This is a genomic window from Xanthomonas cissicola, assembly GCF_008801575.1.
In the GTDB taxonomy this organism is placed as follows: Bacteria; Pseudomonadota; Gammaproteobacteria; order Xanthomonadales; family Xanthomonadaceae; genus Xanthomonas; species Xanthomonas cissicola.
The window spans coordinates 23,594-41,485 of record NZ_VZPL01000025.1 but is presented as its reverse complement, the minus strand read 5'-3'; the positions used below and the strand labels follow the sequence as shown (position 1 = coordinate 41,485).

The 17,892-nt window shown below is 66.3% G+C and carries 10 protein-coding genes; 5 read left to right on the top strand and 5 right to left on the bottom strand.

Annotated features, from left to right (window positions below):
* Positions 1-4: 4 nt before the first annotated feature.
* From F7R02_RS12510 to F7R02_RS12500, 3 genes are all read right to left on the bottom strand, one after another.
* Complete coding sequence (locus F7R02_RS12510) at positions 5-1,354, bottom strand: MFS transporter (protein WP_078588686.1); 1,350 nt, start codon at positions 1,352-1,354, stop codon at positions 5-7.
* 292 nt (positions 1,355-1,646) lie between these two features.
* The gene (locus tag F7R02_RS12505) at positions 1,647-4,292 is read right to left on the bottom strand and encodes a hybrid sensor histidine kinase/response regulator (protein WP_078588687.1); all 2,646 of its coding nucleotides are present in this window, start codon (positions 4,290-4,292) and stop codon (positions 1,647-1,649) included.
* 369 nt (positions 4,293-4,661) lie between these two features.
* Complete coding sequence (locus tag F7R02_RS12500) at positions 4,662-5,834, bottom strand: OprO/OprP family phosphate-selective porin (RefSeq protein WP_003483386.1); 1,173 nt, start codon at positions 5,832-5,834, stop codon at positions 4,662-4,664.
* A 283-nt stretch (positions 5,835-6,117) separates the two neighbouring features.
* On the opposite strand from F7R02_RS12500, the gene F7R02_RS12495 reads away from it, so the two are divergent.
* Both F7R02_RS12495 and F7R02_RS12490 read left to right on the top strand, forming a co-directional pair.
* The gene (locus F7R02_RS12495; RefSeq protein WP_003483384.1) at positions 6,118-7,491 is read left to right on the top strand and encodes a dicarboxylate/amino acid:cation symporter; all 1,374 of its coding nucleotides are present in this window, start codon (positions 6,118-6,120) and stop codon (positions 7,489-7,491) included.
* 196 nt (positions 7,492-7,687) lie between these two features.
* Positions 7,688-9,997: an NADP-dependent malic enzyme gene (locus F7R02_RS12490; protein ID WP_078588688.1), complete on the top strand. Its 2,310-nt coding sequence runs from the start codon at positions 7,688-7,690 to the stop codon at positions 9,995-9,997.
* Between the two features lie 338 nt (positions 9,998-10,335).
* Here F7R02_RS12490 and F7R02_RS12480 read toward each other — a convergent pair whose 3' ends face one another.
* Positions 10,336-13,683: a GH92 family glycosyl hydrolase gene (locus tag F7R02_RS12480; protein ID WP_078588689.1), complete on the bottom strand. Its 3,348-nt coding sequence runs from the start codon at positions 13,681-13,683 to the stop codon at positions 10,336-10,338.
* A 310-nt stretch (positions 13,684-13,993) separates the two neighbouring features.
* On the opposite strand from F7R02_RS12480, the gene F7R02_RS12475 reads away from it, so the two are divergent.
* Genes F7R02_RS12475 through F7R02_RS12465 form a run of 3 tightly spaced genes read left to right on the top strand, consistent with a single transcriptional unit; the run spans position 13,994 to position 16,626 of the window.
* Positions 13,994-14,191, top strand: a complete 198-nt coding sequence (locus F7R02_RS12475) for a zinc-finger domain-containing protein (RefSeq protein WP_003483377.1) — start codon at positions 13,994-13,996, stop codon at positions 14,189-14,191.
* 10 nt (positions 14,192-14,201) lie between these two features.
* The gene (locus F7R02_RS12470) at positions 14,202-15,314 is read left to right on the top strand and encodes a glycosyltransferase (protein WP_078588690.1); all 1,113 of its coding nucleotides are present in this window, start codon (positions 14,202-14,204) and stop codon (positions 15,312-15,314) included.
* A complete protein-coding gene (locus F7R02_RS12465) occupies positions 15,295-16,626 on the top strand; it encodes an O-antigen ligase family protein (RefSeq protein WP_078588691.1) in 1,332 nt (443 codons plus the stop codon). The genes F7R02_RS12470 and F7R02_RS12465 overlap by 20 nt, the downstream gene beginning before the upstream one ends.
* Positions 16,627-16,715: 89 nt before the next feature.
* Here the strand turns inward: F7R02_RS12465 and F7R02_RS12460 are convergent, their stop codons facing one another.
* The gene (locus F7R02_RS12460; protein ID WP_003483371.1) at positions 16,716-17,636 is read right to left on the bottom strand and encodes an LpxL/LpxP family Kdo(2)-lipid IV(A) lauroyl/palmitoleoyl acyltransferase; all 921 of its coding nucleotides are present in this window, start codon (positions 17,634-17,636) and stop codon (positions 16,716-16,718) included.
* Positions 17,637-17,892 lie beyond the last annotated feature (256 nt).

Here is a 17,892-nt window from a genome sequence, read left to right as displayed (position 1 = left end):
CGCATCATTTCGTCGCTCCTGCCGCGGTATCCAGGCCGGTCGCCGTCGCGGGATTGCTCTGGCGGCGATACAGAAACAGCGTGGCCCCCAGCGCGCACACCGACGCGAAGACCAGCCAGTAGCCAGGCGCGGCCTTGTCGCCGGTGACATGGATCAGCCAGGTGGACATCACCGGCGTAAAGCCGCCAAACACCGCGGTCGCCAGGCTGTAGGCAAGCGAGAATCCGGCGACCCGCACATGTGCCGGCATGAGTTCGGTGAGCGCCGGAATCATGGCGCCGTTGTAGAGGCCGTAGATGAAGGACAGCCACAGCAGCGCCTGCAACATATGCGTAAAGCTCGGTGCGGCCGCGAGAAACGCAAGCACCGGATAGGCCGTTACCATGCATACCACCGCCATGCTCACCAGCAGCGGCTTGCGGCCGAAGCGGTCGCTGAGCGCGCCACCGATCGGCAGCCAGATGAAATTGGAGACGCCTACCAACAGCGTGACGATCAACGCATCGCCGGTGCTGAGTTTGAGTACGCTCTTGCCGAAGGTGGGGGCGTAGACGGTGATCAGATAGAACGCGGTCGTCGTCAGCGCGACCATCAAGCCGCCGGCGATCACGATGCCGGCATTGTTCGCAAGCCCGCGCATCACTTGCTTCATCGTGACCGGCTGCCGGCGCTGGGCAAATTCTGCAGTCTCTTCCAGGCTTCGCCGCAGCAAGAAGATGAAAGGAATGATGACGCAGCCGATGCCGAACGGAATTCGCCAGCCCCACTGCGCCAGGTCCTGCGGCGCCATCAGCTGGTTGAGCGCATACCCGATTGCGGCCGCAGCGACGATGGCAAGCTGCTGGCTGGCCGATTGCCAACTGGCGTAGAAGCCGCGCCGACCGGGTGTGGCCATCTCGGCCAGATACACCGACACGCCGCCCATTTCGGCGCCGGCCGAAAAGCCCTGCAGCAGGCGGCCAAGCAGCACCAGGGCCGGTGCCCACAAGCCGATGCTGGCGTAGCCTGGCACCAGCACGATCAGCACCGTACCGCTGGCCATGATCGCCAAGGTGACGATCAAGCCCTTGCGGCGCCCGACATCGTCGATGTAGGCACCCAGGATCACCGCACCCAGCGGCCGCATCAGAAAGCCCGCGCCAAACACGGCGAAGGTCATCATCAGGGACGCGAATTCGTTGCTCGCAGGGAAGAAGGTCGCGGCGATCTGCGTTGCGTAAAAGCCGAACAGGAAGAAGTCGAACTGCTCGAGGAAGTTGCCCGAGGTCACCCTCAGCACCATCCCGAGTTTCGACTGGCGCGTTGCCTCACTGCTGGAACTCTGCATAAATCGCCCTCCACGATAGGTATGCATGGACGTATGACATCTGAGGCACTCGATTCTGGTCGAGATGGTCGACGTTGATAATTGCTGCTTTCTCATCGATTGATGCGCGTTGAACATCGGTCCGCGCGGCTGCAGTGCGCGACGCGCAGTGACCTCGCCACGACGCGCACGCCGCATTCGCCAACGGCGGCTGGCATGGCCGCCTGGCGTGAGTCGATCCGTCTATGCCGTCGCCGCAGTGCTCTAGTGGCCTGCCGATGCGCCGATCGGATCGGTGCGTGCGCTGCCGGTGAGCACGCGAGAGGACGCTGGCAGCGCGCTACCCGCGCCGCATCAACATCTGCGTCACTAGCGCGCGCAGGGCAGGCGGGCGGACCGGCTTGGACAAAAATCCCCAGCCCAGATCCAGCGCATGCTCGCGCAGGACAGGGTCGGGTTCTGCGGTGACCAGGATCACCCGTGGCTCGCGTTGCCAACGTTCCACCAACTGCGACAGCAGCATGGGGCCACGGTACGCGCCCATGCGCACATCCAGCAGCAGCAATTCTGGCACCTCCTCGGCATTGGCAGCGCTCAATGCCTCATCCGGGCCGCCGGCGAAATCCACGCGGCATTCCCAGCGCTCCAGCAGCGTGCGGGTGGCCTCGCACACCAATGGCTCATCGTCCACGCACCACACCCGGCAGCCATGCAGGATGGGGTCGTTGCCGTGTTCGGCAGTGTTGGCCGGCGCTGGCGGTCGCCGCGCGATGGCGGTGCGATCGCCCAGCGGGACAGTCACCGAAAACACGCTGCCGGCGCCCAGGCTGGAACGCAGCCCGATGCGATGGCCGAGCAGACGGCCGATGCGCTCGACGATGGCCAGGCCCAGGCCTGCGCCGCGATCGTTGGCCACACCGTCGTCCAGGCGGCGGAATTCTTCGAAGATTTCGTGTTGCAGGGCTTCGGGAATGCCGGGGCCCTGGTCGTGCACTTCGATACGCAGCCAGCCGCCGCGGCGACGGCAGCCGATCAGCACGCGTCCGCGCGGCGTGTAGCGGATGGCGTTGGAGAGAAAGTTCTGCAGGATGCGGCGCAGCAGGTTTTCATCGCTCAACACCACCGCCGAGGTCGGCACCGATTCCAGCACCAGCCCGCGGTCTTCGGCCAGGATGCCGAAGTCGCGCGCCAGGGTGTCCAGCAAGGGCGCAAGCGCAAAGTCGCGCACCTGGGTCTTCAGGCTGCCGGCTTCCAGGCGCGATATGTCGAGCAGGCTGTTGAGGATGGCGTCCTGCGCAGCCAGCGCACCGTCGATGTTGTCGACCACGCGCGCGCTGCCAGCCTCGCGTACTTGCCCACGCAACACCGAGACGAACATGCGTGCGGCGTTGAGCGGCTGCAGCAGGTCGTGCACCGCCGAGGCGACGAAGCGGGTCTTGTAGCGGTTGGCGCTTTCGGCTTCGCGCTTGGCCGCTGCCAGGTCGCGGGTGCGCTCGGCCACGCGGTGTTCCAGCGCGTCGGCCAGCGAGCGCAGTTCGCGTGCGGCGTTCTTGTAGCTGGTGATGTCGGCGTAACTGGTGACAAAGCCGCCATCGGGTAGCGGGTTGCCGCGGATTTCCAGCACGGTGCCGTCTTCTTTTTCGCTCTCGCGCATATGCGGCTTGCCGCTGCGCAAGTGGTTCAGGCGCCGCTCGATCGCCGCCTCGATCGGCCCTGGCCCCAGCAGGCCGCGGCGTGCATTGAACCGAAACAGGTCTTCGATCGGGCGGCCGATCTTGAGCAGTTCCGGCGGAAACCGGAACAGCTCCACATAGCGCGAATTCCACGCCACCAGATTGAGCGCCTCGTCGATCACCACCACGCCTTGCGGCAGATGTTCCAGGCTGCGGCTCAGGCCGGCATTGGCCTGCTGCGCGGCGGTGACCACGCCGTCCTGTGCGGTGCGCAGTTCTTCGGCGTGTTGCTGCAGCAAGGTTTCCAGTTCGTGCCGGCTGCGCTGGCGCAACGCCGACAGCCGCCGCCGTTGCTGTACGAACAACCACAGCAGGGCCAAGGCCAGCCACGCGCCGGCGGCGGCAATCGCCGCGGCGCGGCCGGCAGCGGCACTGGCGCGGGTGTCATGCAGCAGATGCAGGCGCCAGCCGCTTTCGGGCACTTCCAGGGTCTGCCACAGCACCTGCGCGCCGAGCGGCGGGTCGCGCACGTCGGCCAGCACGCCGCCGTACCCGGTCTGCTCGATCAGCCGGCGCCGCAGCGGCAGCAATTCCTGGTCGGCGTACTGGCGGGTGCTCTGCAGTTCGCGGCGGTCGCGGTCGCTGAGCGGGGCCAGCACGCGGTAGCGCCATTCCGGCTGGCTGGCCAGAAACACCACCTCGTGCGCGTCCGACGCCAGCACGATATCCGGGGTCTGCAGCCACTCACGCTCCAGTGCAGCCAGGGCGATCTTGATCACCACCACGCCCTGCACCTGGCCGGCGCCATCGACAATGGCCTGCGACAGGAAATAGCCCGGCTCGCTGGTGGTCATGCCGATGCCGTAGAAGCTGCCGCTGCCGGTGGCCAGCGCCTGCTGGTAATACGGACGGAAGGCGTAATCCACGCCCACGTTGCTACGTGGCGCCCGCCAGTTGCTGGCGGCCAGTGCCACGCCGTCGCGGCTGATCAACGTCAGCGTGGACGACTGGGTGACATTGTTGGCGCGTTCGAGCTTGCGGTTGAGCGCATCCACCTGGGCCGGCGACAGCGGGCCGGACACGGCCGCGCGCAGTTCCGGGTCCAGCGCCAGAATCTGCGGCAAGGTGCGATAGCGGTCCACGCGCTGCTGCAGCGCCTGCGCGTAGAGCCGCAGCTGGCGGCGCACGGTGGCGCTTTCATCGTGCAGGGCGCTCTGTTCGACGAAGTGCCCGGCCGCGACCATGGCCACCACCATCCCGCCCAGCACGATGAACAAGGTGAGCAGCAGGCGGCGGCGTTGCGATGCATACATGGCGCAAGTATGGCGGTCTGTCGCCGGATCGCGCAGCCATCAGCCTGCAATGGCTGACAAAACCGGTTGCGCTCATCGCCAGATGGGCGCGGCCGGCAGACGGTGCCATCGCGTGTGCCACGCGCAGCGACGGTTCCGGGCGCTCCGCCCGCATTTGCCCGGCGACCGTTCGCGGCATGTGTCAGCCGCTCTCATCGCACGCTGTGCAAGCGCCGAATACGACAACGGCCGCACCCGTGGTGGATGCGGCCGTGTCGAATGCCTGTTGCGACGCGATGCCGGCGGCGCGTCGGCGAACCGGCGCGTGGCCATGACGCGCGGCAGCGCGCCGGAGCGAATCGCCGGCGCGCTGCCCTTGCTCAGCGCGGCTTAGAACTGCACCTGCGCACGCAGTTCCATCACGTGCGGGGTTTCATGCACGCCATTGCGCGAGGAATCCACCCAGCTGTAGTTGGCCTGGAACTTGAAGTGGCTGGTGAGGTACCAGTTGGCGCCGATGGTGGTGTCGTGCTGGCGGCCGCCATGCACATTGTTGTCTTCCAGGTTCAGGCGGCTGTAGCGGGCGGTCAGCTCGACCGCGCCGTAGTCGTGCGACGGCTTGATGTTGCCCGGCACGCCGCCGGCATAGCTGCGCGATTCGCCTGTCAGCGTCCAGGTGCCGTAGACGTACTGGCCCTGGGCGATGAAGTGCGGCTGGTTCGCGTTGCGTGCCACTTCGGCGCGCAGGGCTTCGCTCTGCAGCGAGAACGGGCCATGGATCCAGACCGCTTCCAGGCCGGTGCGGATCACATGGTCCACATCGAGGATGGTGCCGGTGTCGATCAGGCGCACATCGGTCAGGCCGGCTTCCGGGCGCGCACGCAGGCGCACACGCGGGCTGAACGACACGCCGCGGCCGTCGCTGTAACCGCGCGGGTTTTCGATCGAGCCGGCGATGCCCAGGTGCAGCACGTCGCCTTCGGCCTTCAACGGGGTCCATGCCGCGTGCACGGCCTGGGTGGTGCCCGGGTTGTCACCCTGCAGATCCTTGCCGCCGTAAGCGCCGGCCTGCAGCAGGTACTGCTGACGTTCCAGCGTCCATTCCGCGCCGGTACGGCGCCCCTGGAACACCGCCTGGATCGGCAGGCCCAGTTCCATGAAGCTGCCCGCACGCGAGCTCTGCACCGCTTCCAGGCCCACCGGCACCTTCATGTAGCCCAGGCGCACGCGGCCGTAATCCTGGCCGAACAGGGCCTTGGTCTCGAACCGGTAGAACACGTCCAGCCACAGCTTGGACTCGAAGTCGTAGTACACCATGGCGTCGTAGACGCCCTTCTTCTTGATGGTGGCGCCGAATTCCTTGCGGCGGAAATCGTTGCGGTCTTCCAGGCGGTCGTCGCCGGAGAAGTTGTTGTCGTCGTAGGCGTAGTTGCCGGTCAGGCCCAGCTCGGTGCCGTCACCGAAGGTGTACTTGGTCGGCCAGTTTTCGATCGAGGTGGCTGCATTGGCAGCGGCGGGGACGATGGCAGCAGCCAACGCCAGGACAAGCAGATTGAGGCGCATAGGTATGGTCTTCGGCAATGAGAAGGGGCCGGGCGTCCTGCCATGGCGGTCGCAATGAATGTCTTCAGCAAGCGCGCAGGATCCGGACGACGGCAGCACAGAAACCGTGTCTGCGTTAAACGGAATTAACGGCCGGCGGCGGCGCGGCTGAAGTGTAAGCCCACGTTCAGCCGCTGGACATGGGGTAGTACCAATGGGCTATCGGCCGGGGCTGTGACGTGCGGCCAGAATGCGTGCAACGGGTGCCTGCTCGGCACCCTCTCTCGTCTCTCGGAGTGGTGTCATGCACATCAGCAAGCCTGCCGGCCCCCTGCCGGCGTCCGTCCCCTTCTATCGCCAACTGTATTTTCAGGTGGTGGTGGCGATCGTCCTCGGTGCCCTGCTGGGCCATTTCGAGCCCGCCTTCGCCGAAAGCCTCAAGCCGCTGGGCGACGCCTTCATCAAGCTGGTGAAGATGATCATCGCCCCGGTGATCTTCCTGACCATCGTCACCGGCATCGCCGGCATGACCCATCTCAAGACGGTGGGCCGGGTGTTCGGCAAGGCGATGGCCTACTTCCTGTTCTTTTCCACGTTGGCCCTGGTGGTCGGTCTGGTCGTTGCCCACGTGGTGCAGCCCGGCGCCGGCATGAACATCAATCCGGCCGATCTGGACCAGAGTGCGGTCAAGAGCTATGTCGAGAAGTCGCATGACCTGACCCTGGTCGGCTTCCTGATGGACATCATCCCCAACTCGCTGATCGGCGCATTCACCGGCGATCAGGTCGTCAACGGCAAGCTGACCGGGCCGAACATCCTGCAGGTGCTGTTCGTGGCGGTGCTGTTCGGGGTGTCGCTGGCGTTGGTGGGCGAGCGCGGCAAGCCGGTGCTGAACCTGCTGGAAGCGCTGATCGCGCCGGTGTTCAAGCTGGTGCACATCCTGATGCGTGCCGCCCCGATCGGTGCCTTCGGCGCCATCGCCTTCACCATCGGCAAGTACGGCGTGGAGTCGCTGGTCAACCTGGCCTGGCTGGTGGGCTCGTTTTATCTGACATCCCTGTTGTTCGTGCTGGTGATTCTGGGGCTGGTGAGCCGGCTATGCGGGTTTTCGGTACTCAAGCTGATCCGCTACCTGAAGGCCGAGCTGCTGCTGGTGCTGGGCACGTCCTCGTCGGAGTCGGCGTTGCCGTCGCTGATGGAGAAGATGGAAAAAGCCGGTTGCGAGAAGTCGGTGGTGGGCCTGGTGGTGCCGACCGGGTACTCGTTCAATCTGGACGGCACCAACATCTACATGACCCTGGCGGCGCTGTTCATCGCCCAGGCCACCAATACCGAACTGACCCTGGGCCACCAGATCGCACTGCTGGCCGTGGCGATGCTCAGCTCCAAGGGCGCGGCCGGCGTCACCGGTGCCGGCTTCATCACCCTGGCCGCCACGCTGGCGGTGGTACCCGAAGTGCCGGTGGCCGGCATGGCGCTGATTCTGGGCGTGGACCGTTTCATGAGCGAATGCCGCTCGCTGACCAACTTCATCGGCAACGCGGTGGCCACCGTGGTGGTCTCGCGCTGGGAAAACGCCCTGGACCGCGACCGGCTCAAGCTGGTGCTGGACGGCGGCGAACCACCGCTGCTGGCCCCGGTCGGCCAACCCGGCGTGGCACCTGCCAGCCTGCGTTGATGCTTCCTACGGCCCTGTCTTCTGTCGGTGTTAACGACGGGATGCAGGGCCGTTCTTGTTTGGCCGCCACGCCGGCTGCGCCGCCCGCCACGCCGCATCCGTGATTTCCCTGCCGCGCTGACAGCTGCGCGACAGGCCCTTGTTCAGGCAGGAGGGTAGAATTCAGCCTCCTGCGCCTTCGAGAACCACACCACCGATGTCCACCGACGACTTCAAACAGGCCGCCCTCGACTACCACCGCCAGCAGCCGGCCGGCAAGATCAAGGTCACCGCGACCAAGCCGATGCTGACCCAGCGCGATCTGTCGCTGGCGTATTCGCCGGGCGTGGCGTTCGCCTGCGAGGCCATCGTCGAAGATGCCACCCAGGCCAGCGAGCTCACCGCGCGCGGCAATCTGGTGGCGGTCATCACCAATGGCACGGCGGTGCTGGGCCTGGGCAACATCGGCCCGCTGGCCTCCAAGCCGGTGATGGAAGGCAAGGGCGTGTTGTTCCAGAAGTTCGCCGGCATCGACGTGTTCGATATCGAAATCAACGAGAACGACCCGGACAAGCTGGTGGACATCATCGCCAGCCTGGAGCCCACCTTCGGCGGCATCAACCTGGAAGACATCAAGGCGCCGGAATGCTTCATCGTCGAGCGCAAGCTGCGCGAGCGCATGAACATCCCGGTTTTCCATGACGACCAGCACGGCACCGCGATCATCGTCGGCGCCGCCGTGCTCAACGCGCTGGTGGTGACCGGCAAGAAGATCGAAGAGGTCAAGCTGGCCACCACCGGCATGGGCGCGGCCGGTATTTCCTGCGTCAACATGCTGGTGTCGCTGGGCCTGAAGCCGGAGAACATCCTGGCGCTGGACCGCGATGGCGTGATCCACACCGGCCGCACCGATCTGGATCCGGACAAGCAGCGCTACGCCCGCGATACCGACAAGCGCACCCTGGCCGAAATCGTCGAAGGCGCGGATATTTTCCTCGGCCTGTCGGCCGCCGGCATCCTCAAGCCGGAGATGGTCGCCAGCATGGCGCGCCAGCCGGTGATCTTCGCGCTGGCCAACCCCAATCCGGAAATCACCCCGGAAGTGGCCAAGGCCGTGCGCCCGGATTGCATCATCGGCACCGGTCGGTCGGACTATCCGAACCAGATCAACAACGTGCTGTGCTTTCCTTACCTGTTCCGCGGCGCGTTGGACGTGGGCGCCACTGGCATCAACGAAGAAATGAAGATCGCCTGCGTCAAGGCGATCGCGGCAATGGCGCGGCGCGAGGCCTCCGACCTGGGTGCGGCCTATGGCGGCGAGACCCCGAGCTTCGGCCCCGAATATCTGATTCCGCGTCCGCTGGACCCGCGCCTGCTGGTGGAGCTGTCGTCTGCGGTTGCGCAGGCGGCCATGGATTCGGGCGTGGCCACGCGCCCGATCACCGACATGGAGGCCTACCGCGACAAGCTCGGCCAGTTCGTCTACCGCACCAGCCTGATGATGAAGCCGGTCTACGACCGCGCGCGTGCCGACAAGCAGCGCGTGGTGTATGCCGAGGGCGAAGAAGAAGTGGTGCTACGCGCGGTGCAGAACGTGGTCGACGAAGGCCTGGCCTTCCCGATCCTGATCGGCCGCCCGGACGTGATCGAAGCGCGTATCGAACGCATGGGCCTGCGCCTGACCGCCGGCGTGGATTTCGAAATCACCAACATCCTCGACGACCCTCGCTTCAACGATTACTGGCAGTACTACCACGCACTCACCGAGCGTCGTGGCGTGACCGTCACCGCGGCCAAGGAGCTGATGCGCTCGCGCCCGACCTTGATCGCGGCGGTGATGGTGGCGCGCGGCGAAGCCGACGCGATGCTGTCCGGCGTGGTCGGCCGCTTCCACAAGAAGCTCGGTTATGCGCGCAGCGTGATCCCGCTGGAACCGCGCGTGAGCTCCACCTCGGCGATGACCGGTGTGATCAACCAGCTTGGCGTGTTCTTCTTCCTGGATACCCATGTGCAGGAAGACCCCACCGTCGAGCAGGTGGTGGAAGCGACGTTGCAGGCGGCGTATCGCCTCAAGCTGTTCGGCATCGAGCCGAATATCGCCTTGTTGTCGCATTCCAACTTCGGCAGCCACGACTCGCGTGACGCGCTGAAGATGCGCCAGGTGCGCGGAGCGCTGCTCAAGCGCAAGCCCGAGCTCAACATCGACGGCGAAATGCAGGGCGACACCGCCTGGGACGAAGCGCTACGCAAGCAGATCATGCCCAACAGCACCTTGAAGGGCCGTGCCAACCTGTTCGTGTTGCCGAACCTGGAAGCGGCCAACATCGCCTATAACCTGGTGCGCGTGTTCACCGACGGCGTGGCGATCGGCCCGATCCTGATGGGTATCTCCAAGCCGGTGCATATCCTCACCACCAGCGCCACCTCGCGCCGGGTGATGAACATGACCGCCATCGCCGCGGTGGACGCACAGATCCGCAGACAGCGCGATGCGGAAAAAGCGGCTGCCGACAAGGGCAACGACTGAGGTCGCTGGTTGCCGGAAGCAGCCGATGACTGACGCGCCTCCAAGCCGTTAGTCGCGATCGCAGCACTGAGCGCCGTACGACGGCGCTTGAAGGCCCCTCTCCCCTGGGGCAAGAAGGTACGGCTTGCGCGCCAATGGCGCGCGTGCATTGGGGCGCCCGCGCCTAGCGCGGGCCGGGGCGTGGAGCGGGAGTTGGGGTGAGGGTAAGGCCTGCCCTCGGCACCAAATCGACCTCGAACGCCGAAACCCCAATCCAGGCGCGAGTAAAAAACGCGTGCCGCTTCTAATTTCACCAACACCACTCGCGCCGACGACGTCCAACTTCATTGCGTCTGCGCTCAATCCCCCAGCAACTCGATTTCCGCCAGTTCGGCGCGGGCAGGCATCTTCAGCCGCAGCCGATATTCCGCATATGCACCGGGCGTCGTCATCCGAAACGGACGTGTCTGCAGCGGCCAGGCAAACCGCTCGTCGCTGCGTTGATCGACGATCTTCCATGCACCGCCTGTCTTGCGCCCTTCCAGCGTCCACGCACTGGCGCCGATTGCCGCATTGCCGCTGGTCAAGGTGTACAGCATCGGCGTGCCGCGCTGCAGTCCACTTAAGGTGATGGTGGGCGCACGCGACACCGCTACCACCGTGCCCGCATCGTCGTCGTGCAATGCGGTCGCCTCGCCACCGTCGGCCAACGCAACGTGCGCATCGGTGCCCAGCAGATCGACCAACGGGGCAGGGCGCTTGCCTGGCGCGGTCAACGACGGCGGCGCATCGTCCGATGCGCTCCCCCAGCGCGAGGGCGTGGGCCCCATCTCGAAGTCCAGCGTCGCACCCTTGGCGATCGCCGCATGCGGCAACCACGTCTTGCGCCACGGCTTGCCGTTGAGCCTGAGCGATTGCACATACACATTTTCCGGCGAATTCTGCGGCGCATTGACCATCAGCGTCCCGCCGCCCGGCAAGCGCACGCGCGCCTGCTTGAACAGCGGCGAGCCGATCACATACTCCGGCGCTCCCATCCGCAACGGATACAACCCCAGCGCGGCGAACAGATACCACGCCGACATCTCGCCATTGTCTTCGTCGCCAGCGTAACCCTGGCCGATCTCGCTACCCAGGTACAGGCGCGCCAGGATCTCGCGGGTAATGCGCTGTGTTTTCCACGGCTGTCCGGCATACAGATACATCCATGGGATGTGGTGCGCGGTCTGGTTGCTGTGCGCGTACATGCCCATGCGCACATCGCGCGCTTCGGTCATCTCGTGAATGGTGTTGCCATACGAGCCTGCAAACTGCGTTTGGGCAGTCTCGGGCGTGGAGAAAAACATGTCCAGCTTGGCGGCCAATGCCGCGCGGCCACCGTAGAGCGCAGCCAGGCCTTCGCCATCGTGCGGCGCGGTGAATGCAAACGTCCAGCCGCTGGATTCGGTGTAATCGTTGCCCCACACGCGTGGGTCGTACTGCGCCGCATCCACGCGCCACGTGCCGTCGGGTTTGCGCCCCTGGAAGAAGCTGACCGCCGGATCGAACAATGCCGCATACCCGGCTGCGCGGCGACGAAAATACAGCGCCTCGGTCGCATAGCGCTCACGCGCTTGCGCGGTGCTGGCCTGGCGGGACAATGCATCGGCCATGTTGGCGATGCCGAAGTCGTTGAGGGCGCCCTCCATCGACCACGACATGCTTTCGTGCGTGTCGGTATCGGTGTAGCCGCGGAAGGTCGAACGCGCCATGCCCTTGCGACCGACATGCCGGTCCGGCGCAACGACCGTGGCGTTTTTCAGTGCAGCGGCGTAGGCCTCGGCCGGGTCGAAGCCTTGCACGCCTTTTCGCCATGCATCAGCAAACGCCACATCCGAGCTGGTGCCCACCATCAGGTCTGCATAGCCGGGCGACGACCAGCGCGCGATCCAGCCGCCGGCCCGCGATTGCTCGACAAACCCCTGCACCAGGACGCCGGCATCATCGGGCGCAAAGAGCGCATACGCAGGCCACGCCGTGCGAAACGTATCCCATAGCCCGTTGTTGACGTACACCCGGCCGTCGCGGATCGGTGCGAAGCTGCGCACCGCGCTGCCGTCGATATTGTCGTCCGACCAGCTGTTCTGGCTGGCGTAGCGCCAATCCGGCGCAGTCGCAGTGCCCACGTTTTCATGCGCCGAGTTCGGATACAGGTACAACCGGTACAGGCTGGAATACAGCGTGGTTGTCTGGTCGGCAGTGGCATCGGGCACGTCGAAGCGCCCCAGCAATGCATCCCAGGCATCCTGCGCGCGCGCGGCGACCTGCTCGAAGCTTGCGTCTGCGGCAATCTCCAGTTCCGCATTGTGCTTGGCCTGCTCCACCGAAATCAGCGAAGTGGCAATGCGCATCTGCACCTGTCGCGCGCTGCCGGCATCGAACTTGATCCAGCCGGTCGGGCGGCCAGTGTCGAGCAGGCCGCTGCTGTGCCAGGGCCTATCGAAGCTGGCATAGACGTACATGCGGGTTGCGCCCGTCGACAGACCGCTGCGCACATCGGTGTAACCGGAGAGTGTCTGGGTCGCCGCATCCAGCTTCAGCCCGCCGCGCGCATCCACGTTGTCGAACAGCAGATTGGCATCGCCCCGCGCCGGGAAGCGAAAACGAAACAGCGCCGCGTGGTCGGTCGGCGCGATCTCGGCATGGATGCCGTTGTCCAGTTGCACGGCGTAGCGATAGGGGCGGGCCTGTTCGTCGTCATGCGAAAACCCCAGTGCACGCTTGCTGCGATCGGCGTCCGGCACGCCGGCAGTGAGCGAGGGCATCACCTGAAACGTCTGCCGGTCGCCCATCCACGGGCTCGGTTGATGGCTGAGCGACAGCGCCTGCAGACGCGGACGATTGTCTGCACCGTTGTGTTCGTTCCAGCGATATAGCCAGGTCAGCGTTCCCGCATCGGTGACCGGCGTCCAGAAGTTGAAACCGTGCGGCACGGCCGTCGCAGGAAAATTATTGCCGCGCGAAAACGTGCCATTGGATTGCGTGCCGCGCGTGGTCAGCACCCGATCCGAGGGCCGCCCTGGCGTTGCCAGCGGCACCTCGGCAATGGCGATATCGTCGATCCACCCGGCAGCGCGCGCGCCCGCGGGCGGCGCCAGGTCCAGCTCGATCCCACGCACCCGCCGCCCACGCAGCCCGGGCACATCTCCCAACCGCACCTGCTTGCGCGCCCACTGCTGCGGGTACAGCGTCTTCGACTCGCCTTGCGCCTGCGCACCCAATGCCACGCCGTGTTGATCGCGCGCTGCGCTGGCAGAAACGCGTGTGCCGTCGTCCAGCACCAGGTCCAACGAGACATACGTGGATGCCACATGGTCGTTGCCGACACTTTCCGGCAAGACCATCCATGACAACGTGGTTTGCGTCTGGATCAGCAGATCGGTGGTGAACAACGCACGCCGCCCACCTGCGCCGTTGCTCGCGTAATGCAACGCATGCGCTCCGCTGTAGCCGGCGTCTGGCTTGGCGGCGTACGGCGCTGCCGGGCCGGCGCCGATGGCAACCTGCACGGGAGTGTCGGTCGCCGGCATCGCTAAGGGCGCGCCGTCCTCGAACGCGCTTGCGAAGTGCGTGGCGCCCATCGCCGGCAGCGCGGCGAGACAGAGCAGGGCAATGGCGATGGCGCGCGGCAGACCACGCGGATGCAGCAGGACAACAGGCAAGGTCACGGGGCAGTGTCTCCTTGGGGCATGTAGCGGCACGTACGTTGGGCCGATGTTGCGCCCGTTACGGTTCACGTCGCCGGTTGGCTAAACGCTGACTCCCGATGATAGGCGGCATGCGCGGTGCGGTGTCGTTGCGCCGCAGCGCTGCCCATTGGCATGCGCTGCATATCGCGGCGTCCGCAGCGGCCTCGGCGATTGCATTGGCAACTCCTGCAATTGACTCCGCGCGGACCTGCACCGCCCGGTCGATGGGCCGATCACCACGCAGGCTGCTAGAATCCGCGCTCTGCCTTTGCCTTCCGATCGCACCGCCATGAGCCAGACCGCCACCGCGCCCGCCAATGCCGAAAAGCGTTACACCGTGCACCGCGGCGACCTGCCGCTGAGCTGCCCGACCCCTGCGATGGCGCTGTGGAACTCGCATCCGCGCGTGTACCTGCCGATCGAAGACGAGCCCAACGGCGAAGCCAAGTGCCCGTATTGCGGCGCGCTGTTCGTTCTCGCCGACTGATACTGGCCGGATGCACCGCCTGACCGTGGTGCAGCTGCTGCCGGCACTGCAGTCCGGCGGCGTCGAGCGCTCCACCCTGGAAATCGCTGCCGCGCTGGTGCGCGCCGGTCATCGCGCCGTCGTCGTGTCGGCGGGCGGTCGCCTGGTCCAGCCGTTGCTGGACGCTGGCGGCGAGCATCTCACGCTGGAGATCGGCCGCAAATCGCTGCTGACGCTGCGGCATGTGGCCAGCCTGCGTCGCCTGTTCGCCGAACTCGGGGCCGACATCGTCCACGCGCGTTCGCGGCTGCCGGCCTGGCTGGGCTGGTACGCGCTGCGTGGGATGCCCGAGGCGGCGCGGCCGCGCCTGGTGACCACCGTGCACGGGCTTAATTCGCCCAGCCGCTACAGCGCGGTGATGACCTACGGCGAGCGCGTGATCTGCGTGTCCAAGACGGTGCGCGAGTACGTGTGCACGCACTACCCACAGACCGATCCGGCGCGCCTGCGCACCATCCCGCGTGGGGTGGATATCGCACAGTTCCCGCGCCGGCTGCAGCCGGACCGCCGCGCACGTGTATGGGCACAGACGCTGCTGCCCGGTCTGCCGGCCGATGCGCCGCTGCTATTGCTGCCGGGCCGCGGCACGCGCCTGAAGGGGCATGCCGACGGTCTGCAGCTGCTCGCCGACATCCGTGCAGCCGGCGTGCCGGCCTTCCTGTGGTTGCCAGGCGCACGCGAGCCCGGGCGCGAGGCGTATGTGCGGGAGCTGGAGACAGAAGCTGCCAGGCTGGGCGTTGCCGAGGCCGTCGCCCTGACCGAGCCCACCGCCCGCATCGCCGAGGCCTATGCGGCCAGCGATCTGGTGCTGCAGCTTTCGCGCAAGCCGGAAGCCTTCGGCCGCACCGTGGTGGAGGCGCTGTCGGTCGGCCGTCCGGTACTGGGCTGGGCGCATGGCGGCGTGGGCGAACTGCTGGCCGAGTTGCAACCCGGGGGTGCGGTTGCCGCCTTCGATGCCCAGGCCTTATGCACGCAGGCGCTGCAGTTGCTGCAGCGCGCCCCGGCAGCGCCGGCCGTGATCCCCTACACATTGCAGGCCATGCAAACGGCCACTCTGAAGGTCTATGACGAACTCCGCCGCTGAGGCCCTCCCGCGGGCGCCCGTGTTGACGCCCGATGCCGGCCGCTGGGCGCCGCTGTGGGTGATCGTGTTCGTGGCGCTGTGGCCTACGCCCGGCCTGGCCGAAACGGTGTTGTCGCTGGGTGCGTTGTTCGCGGCATACCGCCTGTTGCACGCGCGTTTTCGCGGCGGCACGCGCCTGCTCAGCGGCGCGGCCTGGGCGCTGACCAGCGTGTTGTTCCTGGCGTACTGGTTGCCGCAGATGCTGTCGGCGTTCGACGCGGTGGATGCCGGCCGCGCGCTGCGCAAGTCGGCCACCGATCTGCGCTACCTGCCGTTCATGTGGTTATGCGCCATCGCCGCGGCCAATGCGCAGCGTCGGCGTCGCACCTTTACCGGGCTGGCGGTCATCGGTGGAGTGTGGACGCTGGACGCGCTGCTGCAGGCCGCCTTCGGCACCAGCCCGTTGTTCTTTGGCATCGATCAGATCAAGCAGCTAATCAGCGGCCATGGCCTGTGCACGGCCCAGGAGCTGGCGTTGGTGGACCGGTTGAGCGGCGTGTTGGGCCCCTGCAATCTGAAGTTCGGGCAGACCCTGGCCAGCCTGTCGCCGTTCCTGTTGCTGGCGTTGGGGCGGCGTCATGTCTTGGCCTGGCTTGTCGGTGCGGCGGCGGTCGGCATCGTGTTGGTGTTGGCTGGTTCGCGCGCGTCGTGGATCACCTATGGCGTGATCATGCTGCTGTCGGGTTGGCAGCTGCTGGGCGGGCGTCGTTTGCTGGCTGTGGCGGTGGCCGGCGCACTGTTGGCCGTGGCGGTGGTGGCGGTGGCGCCACAAGCGCGCGAGCGCATCCAGCGCACCACGCTGGCGTTCGGCAATGGCGAACAGGGCGTGGACCAGGCCTTGTCCGGGCGCGCCCAGATCTGGGGCGCGGCGCTGTGCATGATCCGCAAGCATCCGCTCGACGGAGTGGGTGCGCGCGGGTTCCGGCAGGCCTATCCGGCCTGCAATCCGGCACCTGGCCAAGCGCCGGCATGGGGCGACGGGCCGGCCTTTCATGCGCATCAGATCGTGCTCGAAATCCTGGCCGAAACCGGCGTGATCGGCTTGCTGCTGTGGCTGACCGGCGCGGCGCAGGCGTGGCGCGCGTGGCGCTACTCAAGCGTGGTGGCGCGCGAGCAGGCGCGGCCGGCAATGATCGCGCTGGTGGCCACGGTCTTTCCGTTCAACACCCATCTGGCGTTCTATTCCAGCTTCTGGGGCGGGCTGAGCCTGATGCTGGCCGGGCTGTATGCCGGCGCCTTGCTCAACGACGATGCGGACCGCGCGCCGCAGTAACGCGGTGCGTACGGGTGATCGGCACCGCGTTACTGCGGCGCTTGCAGCGGCAATGCCCACACCTGCTTTGCAGGCGTGCCGGGCCGGCGTCAGCGATAGAACGCGCTACGTCCACCCGGCTGGCGCTTGAAGCGCCGATGGATCCACAGGTACTGGTCCGGCGCTTCGCGCACCATGTCTTCGATCGCGGCATTGACCTGCGTGGTATCGGCGATGACGTCATCGGACGGAATGTCGGCCAACGGTGGTGCGATCTTGAGGATGTAACGGCCACCTTCGCGACGATGGAAGTAGGGCACTACCGCGCAGCCGGTCAACCGCGCCAGCTGATGGGTGGCGGTGATGGTGGAGGCCGGATGTCCGAAGAACGGCACGAACACGGTGTCCTTGCCGCGCATGTCCTGGTCGGGCGCATACCACAGAAAACCGCCGCGCTTGAGATGCTTGATGGTGGCGCGCAGGTCTTCGTTGGCGAACATGTGCGTGGCATAGCGCAAGCGCCCACGCTTGACCGCCCACTCGAACACCGGGTTGCGATGCCGGCGGTACATGCCGGCCAGCGGCACGTGGTCGCAAAGCAGGCGCCCGCACATTTCCAGCGTCATGAAGTGGCCGGACACCAGCAACACGCCGCGCTTTTGCTGTTGCAGTTGCCGCAGATGCTCCAGGCCCTCGATCTGCACGCCAGGTCGAATGGCATCGATGCTGCCCCACCAGGCGCGCGCGAACTCGAACAGGCCCACGCCGAGCGCGTCGAAACTGTCGCGCAACAGCCGCGCTCGCCAAGCATCGTCCTGCTCGGGGAAACACAGTTTGAGGTTGACCTCGGCCGCGCGCCGACGTGTGCCCGCCAGGCGCATCGCAATCCAGCCCACGCCGCGGCCTATTGCACGTTGCAGCGTCCAGGGCAGGCGCCCCGCCACCACCATCACCGCCAGGCCCAGATACATCGGCCAATGCTTGGGGTTGCGCAGGGAAGGGCGGACGGCGACGTTGGCGGACTCGGACATGCGCCAATTCTAGAGCGTGTTATGCACTTTGAGATGAGATGCGTTGGCCGCCAGTGGCGCGGCGCCCGCTCCGCGCCGCTGACGGCCAACCCTCCGGAAGCGCCCTGTGGCGCACCGATACTGCGTTGCGCGCCTTGCCCAGGCGGCCAGCCTGGGCAAGGCGCACGCCTCGTCTCGACGCGCCACAGGGCGCTTCGTACTCACCTCAACGTACATAACACGCTCTCAGGGATTGCAGCCAGCGGGCAGCGTGCAC